We start from the raw sequence: 13,088 nt of genomic DNA, 5'->3' as shown, positions 1-13,088 counted from the left end.
TTCTTCAGCCAGCTCGGCGGGCATGAAGGCATGACGCTGCGGCATTTTGTGTACAATGAATTGTCGGAGGCTGACGATAAGGATGATCTCGCGGAGCTGATCGGGCTGGTTGCTGACGGTCGGCTGCGCGTGGATATCCAGTTGGCCGACTGGTCAACAACGGATGCCGTATTACAACAGATACAGGCCGGTCAGATGCGCGGCAAGGCGGTTTTCACGCTGGATCACTGAGAAACATCCTCCCCGGTGACCTGATCAGGAGCCGGTCATTATCGCCGTGACAGGCAGCGTCGTGTCGGATGACGCGCTTTGCCCGCCATACCCCGTCTGCGGGCGGCGTATGGCGGCGCCCCCCCACCTGAAGGCAGCGAAAGACGGACGCCGGGGACGATTTTTTCCTTTTCCGGACAGCCCCTGTAGACCTCTCCGGTAAGGGCGTCGCCCGGTTCTGCCGGGGACGAGCCTGTGCCCTGCCACATCACCGACCCCGTCTGGTGACTCGCCGGATCCCGAACAGGAGAACGATCCTATGTCAGCCCCCTCAGCATCCACGCTGCTTATTCTGGGCGCCACCGGCAAGGCGGGAGGTTATGCCGTGCGTCACGCCCTCGATGCCCACGATGAGGTGTATGTATTCGTCAGGAACCCCGATAAATTACCGGCAGACATCAAAGCGAGAGTGAACGTCATTGTCGGCGATCTGACCGACCCGGCCGCGGTTGCTGACGCGGTAAAAAATGTCTCTCCGGACGCGATTGTTGTCTGTTCTGACCATCCACGTAAAAGCCGGCCCGGGCCCCTGAACGTGATTGTCATCCGGGCGATCGTCACGGCACTCACGGAAACCCATCGACTGAGCGCCTGCTTTGTTATCTATCTGTCGGGTTTGTTCTTTGCACCTGCCAGCGATCCCCTGCCCTGGTACTTCAGACTGATGCGCGCGGCAGTCATGCCGTTGTCGGGTTATCAGGCCGCCTTTCGCGATAATCAGGCCGTGACCGAATATCTGACCACCGGCAACGGCCGGGACTGCGGGCTGCGGTTCACCCTCATTCGTATGGGGCCTCCCGTTGACGCGGCCAGCAAGGGCCGGATCGAACCGGTGAGTAACCTCCCGCTGGGTGAGGTCACTTTCGATGACATCGGTCTATTCATGATCAACCTGGCCCACGGAGAGTACCGGGAAAACGTGGCAGGTAAAGCGATTCAGGCCTTCTATACCCGGGGAAAATGAATCCCCCTCCACTGACCACCCGCGCCGCACAAAAACGCCCCTGCTCTGCAGGCCACTGACCCGCCCGGAACATAATACGGCGACATACCCCGGAACGGTATATCGCCCGCCCATTCCTCCGCGCCTTCCGGCATCCCCGTCACATCGCCGCGTTCGTCAGCACGCCTCCGGTTCCGGTTTTTGTATTTTTCGCATCGGTCCGTCAAGGTGTGGCCGTGGTTCCGCGGCGTCCCGGATTGTGCCTTCCTTTTCTGGCGTAAACATGAATCCGTATTACATGGCGGGTTCGGTCCGTTCAGACAATCCCTGCTTTACCTGGCGTTTACGCTCTTTGAGCAGCACCAGAGTTGCCGAATGTCGCCCCTCTGAAAGAGAAGATGGCGGAAAACCACACTGCTTTCGGAGTTGCCTTGCCAGAGAAGATGCCCGAAGGCCCAGCAGGGTAGAATAATACGCCCGGATGCGAAGCAGCTCAGCGCTGTCAGCCCCCCAGGAAAGATGTTCTGAGCGATTAACTATATGGGTACGGGCATCAAGAAGCATCCCGGGAAGCGCCATGATCCGGAACATATCCCATGCCCGTAGTACGCGCCAGTTCCCCTCCACTCTGGTCAAACTGATTTCAGGGATCTCGGTTCCGGGAATAATCACAACCTGAGCTCTCCGATCATCGCTCTCTTCTTTTTTTCCTTTATCAATAGCTACATCAGCGCAACTGACAGCAAAGGATTCAAGCATAAATATCAGCTGCGACCCGATAAAACACAGTTCTTCAGCCTGCTCCCTGTCAGTTTTCTTCTGCTCAAGATGTATTTTTTCTTGAATCGCCCATTTTTCACGATGTCTGGCCAGCACATGTGTCAGGCAAACCACTGAGAGCGCCCCGATATAGGGCCATCCCTGTGACAAAAACGCCCAGATATTCATCGGCTCTTTTAGTGGTCCTGCCGCCATTGTCTTTCCTCAATCAGAGAACCCGTTCCGTCAACAATGACACATAATTGGCCGAATATCTTGTTCAGTTACCACAACTCCGTTTCAGCCACGTTATGTGTGACGTGCAGCAGCTCTTCAGCTTCATGGTGCTTTCGTGAACTCTATAGCTGCCGGCTTTGTTTTTCATTTTGACCGTTAGACTGACCATTGCCGGAAGGCGCTGGTTTCCGATAAACCAGGGGTGGTTTTGAAATGACCAGCTCCTGCCGGTGAAGTTTAGGGCTATTATAAATCCGATTTACTAAGAATCAGCTGCAATATTACAATGGGTGCATGTTAATTCCTGGTAGCCTAAATCCACGTTACTGATTCAGCTCTTTCAGCAGTCGGGTGTTTATGTACAGCTTTTCACGCCCTGAACTCTTTTCTTCCAGTACGCCAATTTCTACCAGCTGTTTTAGATAGATAGATGCTGTCTGGCGTTTGGCCACGCCCCGTTCAACGAGGTTCTCGATCCGGCAATATGGCTGTGCAAAAAGCGCCTGGATAAGTTCATAAGTGTAGATTTTCGGCAGCTTCTCGCGCACATACTCCACTGTTTCAGCCATCAATGACCGGACTATAGCAATCTTGTCTGTTGTCCAGCGTGACGTGTTAGCTATGGCTTCAAGCATAAACAATATCCATGATTCCCAGTCACCCTCTTCCGTCACCTTACGCAGTAGCGTGTAGTAATCACCACGTCGTTCTAGGATGAAGCGAGACAAGTACAGTATCGGTAGGGACAGCAATTCTTTCTGGAGAAGGAATAGGATGTTCAAAATGCGGCCTGTGCGCCCATTTCCATCTGGAAACGGATGGATGGACTCAAACTGATAGTGCGTAATAGCCATCTTTACAAGTGGGTCTAAATCGTCCTCTTCGTGCAGAAAACGCTCCCAATTAGCCAGTAAATTACGAATAGCGTCTTCACCCACCGGGGGGGTATATACCACTTTGTGATTCTGATCACGCAACACCGTACCCGGCGTCTTCCTAATGTCAGTTTGCACTGCGCGAAGTTTCGTGCAAATTGCTATAGCGGTGTTTGTGCAAAGAGGATAGGTTTCCAGATGCGTAAAACCGTCATATAGCGCGGTACGATAGCGAAGCGCTTCTTTGGTGGCAGGATCTGCATCATCTGCGCGGTCGGCAAACTGGAAAAGCTGATCACTGGTTGTCACTATGTTCTCAATGCGTGAAGAGTCTTTTGCTTCCAGCATCGGCAAGATGTTGATCAGTAAGCCCTGATCAGGAATCAGTTCCCCGGCTGTTTTCAGTTCAGCGAGCGCAGTACGAGCAGTTATACACGCTTTGAGTACACTGCGAGTTTCAATTCGCTCCAGGCCAGGTGGAAGTGTCGGCAGCTCGTTGTATGGGGTTTCTGGATTCCAGCTCATATGTTTACAAAATCAGATTTTATCGACATATCCTCATAATATGTCGATGTCATAAACATATCTAGTCCATAAGTTTAAAAAAACGTATTTTATCGACAAATGGGCAAATCATGTCGATGCTATAAACATGTCCTGACTATATGTTTAAGAAAATGCATTTTATCGACATATTATACCAAATGAAATTATTGTGATCTCTTTCAGCGTCCTGTGCAGTGCCTGTTTGATGTTGCGAAGTACAGGCTTATCTTAATGGGCTCTGAAAGAGCGAGCACCGTGATGAAAGTGTCATCAGGTGTATGCAGGCACCAAGTGGAGTTACCTGCGGCCCAGATGCCAAACGGCGCCGGTAGCGCGGCGTAGCCGCCTCAGATGCTACATATCACGCAGACCCGCCCCCTTCCCTGTTAGACATTACGGTCCTAAAGCGATGATGAGTACTTTGTGCGCGATCGGAGTGGTCACGACAAGGCTTTGCCGCCGTCGTGGCGTATCTCCGCGTTAGCGAGCCGTAGGCCGCTTACGAGTGTGTCACTCGGATTAGCTGCGACTCTGCGCAAAGCAACACAGAATTCTAGTTACAACATCCATTATTAAAAGCGATGCTGTTCCGGCCCGGAGGGCCGGGGCGCGGCGGTTTAGCAGGGGTAAGGGGGAAGACACGGCGACAGCTGTCCCCGATCCGGGGCCCGTCGCGTGCGACGGGAGGTATCTTTTGCTCCAGATGGCCACAAAAGCTGAGGTGTGTATCCCCTTTCCTGTCCAATGAATGATGTAACTAAACCGCTCAGCCAGTCTGTCTTGAGTTCCAGCCTCTCCCCGTTGAATGTTCTAGCTCAGCGATGTGCTCTACAGCCTGAAAGCAACAGGCGAGGAAGACCTGCCCCTGCACCAACGCTGCCGGTAAGGTCTGAGGGACTCCTGCTAATGGACCACCATCGACAGATACTGCGAAAACCGTGCAACATCCAGGCTTCCCCACTGGCCCTGCTATTTTCGCCAGTTAAGCCAGACGCCCTTCAGCAGGCAGATGAAGTAGCCCAGCATCGTGGCCATTCTCTTTGCCACGAAGCCCCCGTACCAGTAATACACTGTACGGGGGATATTCAGCCGGCGGCTTTCTCGATTCGGACCCTGATGAAAGACGCGTGTAGCGTAAAAAACCACCCGCCCGGCTTTCGGGTAACCTGCTGAGGTTAATGCGACAGAGCCCAGCAAGGTATGTCAGCCAGTGTCACCGCTACGGTTGCCCGGAATAACCGGAGCTGTATGGCTGCGATAACGGGACACCTGATGGACGCTGAGACGGAACAGGCTGGCACAGTCGGCCGCATCAGGCTGCCCCGCAGGAACACCCGTAGTCTCTCCTTTCCACTGTCGGTCAGTTGCAGACCAGGCGGGTATTGTTGTGCCTGTTTCTCCGTTTGCCATCAGGGTTCCCCACGAGCCATCTTTTGATATATACCCGCGCGCAAAATCATATTGTGGATTACCCAGCCCCTTTTTTTGCATGTGACGTGAATGCAGCCCTCCCAGCAAGTGTCCGAACTCATGTGCAAAAACCATATCAGCACCTCCTAGTTTTGCACACACACTCATCGTGGCATAATCAAGCTCAGAGTGGCTGGCACTCGCCGGCTGCGGAATACAGCTGGTGAGCCCGTAAAACATATCGTCCCCGAGGGTGGGGGCAAGTAAAGCAACCACATCAGCCTTTCGGGCGTCACGCAATTCAGATACCGCCTGCCAGGCGGGTCCCCGAACGAAGGCATTTTTGCTCCAGTCGAAAATCACCACCTCTTTCAGCAGCGCTGTGACTTCTGTTTGTTTCAGCACGTCCAGTTTATCAACCGTGATTTTACCCTGTGCCGCAATACCCGTATTACGGAACGCGATGTTGAGGGCTATCTGCATTTTATTGACCACAGCAGTGATACCAGCCACGCCGCCTGCAATGGCTGTTTCGAGGGCTGCAGGATACAGGGCGAGAATGGCAATTTCTGCCGGTGATGTATTATCTTCCCCGACTGGCTGGAGCAACGGCAGCCCGTCAGTTGAAGTGGCGACAGGGGTACGTATTTCCCCTGCGTGGAGATGAAACAGCTCAGTCAGTGGTGGCGCAGGACTTATTGTCACCTGACCGGCACCGGCGGGCTCAATAATGTAGTTCTGTTCTTCCAGATATACAGAGCCTGCAAGGTGAAAACCAACCGTGCTGTCTCCTGTTACGCCTATGAAAGCATAAATCGCCCGGTTATCAGGCTGGACACCATACAAGGCATAGCCGTCGACTGTGGTTTCTGCATATTCTGTGTGCAATGAAATAACCGCCCCGTCCGGAAGAGGCAAATGAAACAGACGGGTCTTCGCCCCTTCCGGGGATGCGGGCAATAACTGAGAAAGCAGGTTGGAGTCTATCTGAAACTGTTCTGTCCCGGACAGGGGATGGTTACGGATGAAAAGCGGTGTAACGGTCATGGTTATTAGTCCTGTGTTAATCGCGCGACAGTGGTTATCCATCGTCGCGGCAACGCTATGTAAGGTCAGATACAGCACCTGTTCGTCAATACTCTATGCAGCGGGTCATACGTCCGGCAACCATTGCCAGGAAGAGAATATCCACTGACTGGGTCCGGGCACATTCCGTTAAAACCTGTGAGTCATGTGTTCTATATCTCTCACTGTTGTTGCGGGGGGGCAGATAAAATTCGCACAACGCACTGATTGGACGAAATAAAAAATATTCACAATAGCCAGAATGTGACAGATGTCGCCTGAGGCATAGAGGTGCCAGCCGGGACTGAACAGGACGCGGCGGGTAAAGGGCACAGTGACCCAGCGAAGCCGGTAATTATCTGAAAGTTTTCATTAATCACCTCTTCCCCCCTGCAAAATTATTTTATCCACGCTGCCAAAAGGTGCATGCATCAAAACTTTTAAATGGGCTCCAGCCCGGGCTGCTAACTCATCAGCCCGTCGGATACCTTACGGATATGTACTGGAATCGCCTTGTGAGTGGAACGAGGTTGTTCTGAGCCATACTGATTTTCATTCGGTAGAAAAACGGCTCGCAGAAACAGAAACCTGGGAGCAAATCGTTGAATATTAAAATTTTTCATCGCAAGGCAGAAAATGACAGGCGTGACAAAATTTTGGACCGTTCCCGCTTACTACCCCGTACTGTGTGGGGTACAGTGATTTGCATCCCTGGGAGATAAAATTAAGTGACAGTGTCACATAAACTGATATTCGCCTGCTCGTATGAAGACCCCAGAGTACATTCAGGTAGCAGGACGACTCCTCGTCCGTAACGCGCTGCCGACTCTCTCAAGCTAACTGGCATTTGGCTGACATAAAATTTTATGTCAGCCAAATGGAAGATATTCCGGGAAATCCTCCGGAATATCTGATGCAGCTATGGCTGAGTTTGTGCGTTTAAATCAAACAGGATAGCGCTGTGCTGATAATCCCAGGCAATGGTCGGTATTTTGCTTCGGTGCAGGTCGTCATGGTATTTTTGGGCAATAGTTTTCGCATCTTTCTGAGCACCAGGGTTGCCATAGCTGTACCATGCAGCATCGAGATCCGGAATATCATCAGCATGCGATGATGGGGCGAGGATCATCTCATTCCAGGTATAATCCCCGACATGTTCACCGGTTAACCAGATAGCAGCATAAAACTGAACCGCATGCTGAGTGCTGAAAGCACACTGGTTGTAACTCCAGGTATATTTCTTCGCGTGCCATTTATCTGTCCACTGATCGATATCTTTAGTATCTGCCAGTAACCCCAGTTCAGAGGAGCAATCGCTGTAGTCTTTATAATCCGAAGTTATATCACCTGGTCTGGTATTATTTTTATGGCACTGAAAATCATTCACAATGCCAAAATTGTGATCGGTCTGAGCATCGTGGGGATAAATACATTTTACTCTGTCTTTCAGAACGGCGAGCAGTTGTTTGCCGGCAGATGAGTCGATTGATGCACTGTCAGGCACTTTCAGAATAATTCCCTGCTGGTTAGCGTACGAGTTGTTGGTTAGTGTGTCCGCCCGCAGGAAGAAATAGGATGCAACCCCCCGGTTCTTAACCACATCCTCAGTCTGGGTAAATGGGTGGCCTGCTCCTGTAGCACGGGCGATTAACCCAGAGCATTGCCATGCAGGACTATTATCCTTACAGGAAGCTCGGGTGTCATTATACCGGCTGGTTACCTCCTGCACCTGTGAATACAGCGAGGTCGGGTCTTTCTTAATGTCAGCTTCGCCACCTACTCGTATGACTTCAAAAGGTGATACTCCTGTCTGAATAACCTGTGAAGAGGAGTTGCCTGTGTTCTGGGCATTCATTCCGGCGACAGGAAGCATGCTGTCAGTCCGGGTATTATACGCCTGTGCGAGGGCAATAGCAGATCGTCGGGCAAAATCGGAGTCTTTCGGCCCGTAAACGCTGGCTGCTGGTTTTCCATCAGTATCGAGAATAAAACCGTACATTGGGGCATTACTGCTCATATTGCGGAACGCCATCCCCATGCTGGTAAACACATGATTATTTTTATCAAAAGCCAGAGAGTCATATGAGTAAGGATAAGACACGGGGCCTTTGGGTATTGTGCCATCCGTCCCGGTGGCAAGAAACGACAGGACTTTATTGTTTGCGGTATAGGATGGTGCAATGACGGTAAACCTGACGCTATGTTTATCCTCAAAAAGTTTGTTCAGTTTTTCCTGCACCGACTTTTCCGTGGGAATCTCATCATCCGTTACACTGTAACTGAATGGAGAGGCATTTTCGGGAGTATATTTCAAAATCGGTACGTCGGAGCCATCGCTGTACAGTCGGGCTCTGTCCCTCTGGCGGGCCTTAAGCTCTTCCTCTTTCCCTGCGGTGTAAACCAGTGCCTGAGGCATCGCTTTTGCCATAGTGTCTGGCCAGTGACGGTACCAGACCTGCATGGGGAGGCTGGCCTTGTTTATGCTGTTATCCTGATTCAGCTTCATCGCTCTGCTGAACTCCTGATAAATAAGAACGCTGAGCGAGCATTCCCCGTTCCATTTCCACCCTATTGCTTCCGGGTATCCTTGCTGATTGCAGGTAGACACGTCAGTGTCATCATTGTTTTTCGGGGTTGTGGTTTCCTTACCGCATCCGAAGGCATCCCGGACAACGTGGTTATCCACCAACAGTGGTCGAACACAGGCTGCTGACAGCCCCTTTTCATCGGCATTCAGGGCGTGATTTCCAGGCAGAATTATTCCTGTAATATCACCTGGATGCTTCAGATCTTTGCGTAAATACAATGCACTGCCTGCCGCCATTGCGTTTTCTGCATTGGTATTCGGCAGCGGCTTCACTAATACTCCGCTGCAGGCCAATGCAGATACCAGATCGCCACTGCTGTTAGTGCATTTATCTGCAGAAGATAACCACTGGTCATTCAGTTTAGTCGCAACAGCAGCGCCGTCAGCGTAAGCTGAAGTCGCCAGCATACTACCAGCCAGAACTATCCCTGACGTCACCAGCGATGGTGAAAGTTTATAAAAAAAATGCATCTAATCCTGACCTTAAATATTAGATAAACTGACACACAGATTAATATTTATAACTGAAATATAATAAGGAGAAATTTTCACAATATATATAATTATACCTGAGGGGGAGTAATCTATAGAGCGCAGCCGGGGAGCTACCGATAGATGATATCTGTTTATCTGCCAGATACTGGATACACGGGATCAGAACACCGGACTCCTGGTTCGGTCTCAGGTGACCGGCAGGGGAGTACATGACCACCGTGCGGTTATTTCGCGGTGAAGGGTACAACTATCAATGGCATGTATATGACAAACCTAACTATGGTAACGCTGGTCCGCTGGCTTTAGGGCAGCACGTCATTATTTGATGGATCCAGTACTTGCTTATTTTGGTGTATATGTGTGGCCACCCCTAAAACAATCTTCCTGTCAGATTGTTTTTTACATTATTTTCAATATATTTTAAGTATTATTTTCATTACGGAATGTGCTTTTATGGTGAAATATAAGATACACGCAGACAACTTTATCTCATTAGGCTTATTTTTAGATAACGCTGGTTTATTTCTGATTATGTGGATAAAATCAGAGCTATTTATTTTAATGTAATTATTATGGATATTGATATGATTAATAATACCCGTTTTAACGAACCACGTGCTGAAGCGCTGGGCGGGCATGCTGATCGTAGCACGACGGCAGACACCGTTCCTGCCAGTAATGAAAAAACCAGCGCAGACGCGGAGTCATATAGCATTTATACTACAGGTGCGAATGACCACTACCAGTTAGCTAACAGAAACTATCTCTACAACCTTACACAACTGAAACTGAGCAATTCAGCTAAATGGCGCTCCGTTTCACGCGGGGGGTGCTCACACCTTGCTATCAGCGACAACGGTCAACTCTGGGGATTTGGCTTTAATGATTCAGGAACCCTGGGCACTGGAAACTCTTCGACGACAGTTACGCCTCAGTTGTGCGTTTTTGAAGGGAGTAACTCACATCCCCAAAATATTGTCCAGGCCTCAACGGCATTTTATTATTCTGCTGCGCTGGATTCAGACGGCTACATCTATGGTGCCGGGAATCATGCTAATCATTGTCTTGGGGATGATTTGGGTGACAGAAACACTTTTGAGTTTAAAAGGATAGGTAACGGGAAATATAAATATATTTCCGTCAGCAATGTGTACCAGGAAGGTTATCGGGGATTTACGCTCTTTGCTATCGGGAAAGAGGATGGGAAGCTTTACCGTTGTGGTTGGTCAGACAGTAACTGTAATGTTCACCTTTCTACTGAAAACGGATACCCGGCTGTTAATAATATGACCGTCGTTGCTGACGGGGTCCTGTCTGAACAGAAATGGCTCTCTGTTACTCAGAATAAATATATGGGCGCAGCTGTTAATGAAAATAATGAGGTTTATATCTGGGGGTGCGCCTGGCTGGGATGTTTAGGTAACGGAGAGAATACCCAGACGTACAGTCCACCGCATAAGCTTGAGTTTAATGGCCCCTCCCCCGTTATCAGAAAAGTTGTACTGGGGGGGCACCACGGCATGGCGCTTGATGATAAGGGAAATATCTGGGGCTGGGGATATAATGAAAGATATTGCCTGGCTCAGCCGAATATTAATAACATATATAAGCCAGTCAAAATTAATGTTCTGGATAAACCTTGTCTGGATATTGCAACCGAGCTGTATCACAGCGCCGCTGTTACCGATGACGGCAAGCTTTATGCCTGGGGGCATAGTGTGTACGGAAATCTCGGACTGGGAACGGGGGAAGAGGATAAACTTCTCAGACAACCTCAGCATGTTCCCTTCAGCGATAAAATAAAAGCGGTGCAGGTCGGCTACTGGAGCACGCTTGTGTTTGCATAGCTTTGGGTAACAGTTACCAGTATAGCGTGACGTATCTGCGGTAATTATGCCTCTTGGTGTTTGAGGCAGGGTATGTATCCGGATACTGTTGCGTTAGTTTCCGCTTTGCACTGTGCTGGAGCATTTACAGGTAAAAGCTCCAGCAAAAAGTTATTTCTCGGTGTCACTAATTGCACAGCAGCATCTTTTGCCTGTATGCCAGGTGCTGGGTATCAGAAGCCGTATTTGATGCCCAGCATTGCGTTTGTATTGCTGTATCCTTTGTCGCCCAATTGCTGGCCCACGCCAACTGTCAGTCATGCCCGTGGCCGAGAGGCCACCGGGCATGGAAACCACATAACGCAGGTTGCCGAAGAACGTAGATTGTCAGGAGGGTTTGCACTTGCGCGGTTTTCTGCGCGTGGCCATGGTTTTTATGACAAGGGAAGACGATGCAAAAGCCTATCAAAACCTGAGACCGTCGGGCGACCATGTTCACCACCAGGGTGCCCGCCCCCCTTTCAGCATTGCACGGGCGTATTCCCTGACACGGCCCGAGCAGCAATCGTTCATCACGATATCCCGTTCACTGCCTGCCGCACTGACGTAGACCCACAATACCTTTTCGCTTTTCCTTTCTGTGTGCCCCGCCCCTACAGCGTCGGCTGGCAAGGCCGGCCACGTTTCAGGGCGTTTGCCCGCGGTAACAGCACGGCGGCAGTTTGTCCGAGCCAGCCCGCCAGCGTGCTCTCCGACAGTACCACTGCCCTCCAGGGCATTTATTTTCTGCTGGCGGTGCAGCGGAAAATGGTCCATGGCTTTCGCCGGCAGGTATCCATTGGCAACATTTCATAGCCCATATACCTGCCTTCGACAGCCTGTTGATGAAGCAATCAAAGTAACAATTCTGGTGAAGCAACCGTTTCGCTCTCGGTAACAAAAATACTGAGTCAATGCGTATAGCATTTTTTTAACGACAGGCTTGTTTTTTTAACTACCAAGTCTGTTGAACAATATTTCACTTTGCCCTGATCGCCCCCAAGGCAGACTTTTAAATATTGCTATCATCATGAAATGATAAATATTTCAAAATTTCAGAATAGTTTATAACTTAGATAATGACATATTATTCCCTCTCGACAACAGACACCGATTTAATCCTTTAACCCTTGTTTTAGTTTATCGCACTGGCAGGATTTGGTGGCAGCTGGTTGGGTGGTGTTCACAGAGGTAATGATCCGGAGAGTGTCGGTGGCGGTAGCGACAGAGTACGGGCCCCATCTGCAGTAGATATTGCCTCGCAGTTTAGTTGAATAAGCACAGCCAGTTGGCTGACTGCTTTCTGTTAAGAATGGCGTGTGCAGCTTTCACTACACTCGCCCAAGCCTCTTCAAGGCATTTATTGTTATCCGGCAAATCTTTTCATAACGCTGTTTCCGGCAATATACGCCTGCAGTTGCTGCCCCTAAGGCCGGTATATAAGGAAGGGTAGTTCTTTCTTAGCCGCAGAGAACGGCAACAGAAGGATGGTCCGCGAGAGATATTCACCCTGTGACACGTTTAAAACGAAATAAAGGGCACAGTGCCCACCTGAATACAACCCAAATTCATTCACTGAATGAAGATACTATTTATACTGAGGAGTATAATCAATGACGGATCTTAAAATTACGACGACACTCACGTCTATTCCCGGCGTCGGGATGCCTCCCGCGACCGCGTTTGAGAAACTGGTTATGTCTGCGGCAGGGGACAAACTGTGGGCGGGGGAAACCAATGTCCCAAAAGGCCAGATTACTCATCTTTGCCCCTTCACGTTTGCCGGTGACAAATGGACGGGTGGCGCCGCCATCGCATTGCCTTACCCTGCAGGAGTCACGCCAGCTCACAATGTTCCCGCCCCAAAGATTACGGGCCTGAGTGTTGACGAGACAGGCAAAATTTGGGTATGCGATTCGGCTCATGGCGTGGTGTATCGCGTATCCGGCACAACGCCGGAGATTATCTATACCCGGCCTGACGATGGGAAAAATCAGCAGTTCTGGGCAATGACGCCGGTCATGGCCAACGGCAAA

The 13,088-nt window shown here is 50.3% G+C and carries 8 protein-coding genes and 1 pseudogene; 4 read left to right on the top strand and 5 right to left on the bottom strand.

Translation table 11 applies throughout. From position 1 onward, the window contains the following. Together CNE01S_RS25525 and CNE01S_RS23215 are read left to right on the top strand one after the other, a co-directional pair. Positions 1-231 (top strand): MDR/zinc-dependent alcohol dehydrogenase-like family protein (locus tag CNE01S_RS25525; RefSeq protein WP_218009457.1); only part of this gene is annotated, 231 nt, incomplete at its 5' end. Positions 232-529: 298 nt separating this feature from the next. Next, a complete protein-coding gene (locus CNE01S_RS23215) occupies positions 530-1,234 on the top strand; it encodes an NAD(P)-dependent oxidoreductase (protein WP_061278979.1) in 705 nt (234 codons plus the stop codon). Between the two features lie 273 nt (positions 1,235-1,507). Here CNE01S_RS23215 and CNE01S_RS23210 read toward each other — a convergent pair whose 3' ends face one another. The 4 genes from CNE01S_RS23210 to CNE01S_RS23195 all read right to left on the bottom strand — a co-directional run bounded on the left by CNE01S_RS23210 (position 1,508) and on the right by CNE01S_RS23195 (position 9,100). Beyond that, positions 1,508-2,188: a hypothetical protein gene (locus CNE01S_RS23210; RefSeq protein WP_061278978.1), complete on the bottom strand. Its 681-nt coding sequence runs from the start codon at positions 2,186-2,188 to the stop codon at positions 1,508-1,510. A 344-nt stretch (positions 2,189-2,532) separates the two neighbouring features. Then, complete coding sequence (gene fic / locus CNE01S_RS23205) at positions 2,533-3,609, bottom strand: protein adenylyltransferase Fic (protein WP_061278977.1); 1,077 nt, start codon at positions 3,607-3,609, stop codon at positions 2,533-2,535. 1,224 nt (positions 3,610-4,833) lie between these two features. Then, complete coding sequence (locus tag CNE01S_RS23200) at positions 4,834-6,087, bottom strand: zinc metalloprotease (protein ID WP_061278976.1); 1,254 nt, start codon at positions 6,085-6,087, stop codon at positions 4,834-4,836. 937 nt (positions 6,088-7,024) lie between these two features. Then, on the bottom strand, positions 7,025-9,100 hold the full coding sequence (locus tag CNE01S_RS23195; protein ID WP_138089310.1) for a hypothetical protein: 2,076 nt from the start codon (positions 9,098-9,100) through the stop codon (positions 7,025-7,027). Positions 9,101-9,771: 671 nt separating this feature from the next. On the opposite strand from CNE01S_RS23195, the gene CNE01S_RS23190 reads away from it, so the two are divergent. After that, positions 9,772-11,034, top strand: a complete 1,263-nt coding sequence (locus CNE01S_RS23190; protein ID WP_061278974.1) for an RCC1-like domain-containing protein — start codon at positions 9,772-9,774, stop codon at positions 11,032-11,034. A gap of 495 nt (positions 11,035-11,529) precedes the next feature. Here CNE01S_RS23190 and CNE01S_RS26110 read toward each other — a convergent pair. Then, a pseudogene (locus CNE01S_RS26110) lies at positions 11,530-11,838 on the bottom strand (IS66 family transposase); the annotation flags it as partial. Positions 11,839-12,665: 827 nt separating this feature from the next. Between CNE01S_RS26110 and CNE01S_RS23180 the strand changes: the two are divergent. Then, on the top strand, positions 12,666-13,088 hold a 423-nt coding region (locus CNE01S_RS23180), incomplete at its 3' end, for a hypothetical protein (RefSeq protein WP_156479846.1).

It is taken from the genome of Cedecea neteri NBRC 105707 = ATCC 33855 (genome assembly GCF_001571265.1).
Classification (GTDB): domain Bacteria; phylum Pseudomonadota; class Gammaproteobacteria; order Enterobacterales; family Enterobacteriaceae; genus Cedecea; species Cedecea neteri.
The sequence above is the reverse complement of the archived record's forward strand: the minus strand, read 5'-3'. Positions and strand labels throughout refer to the sequence as shown.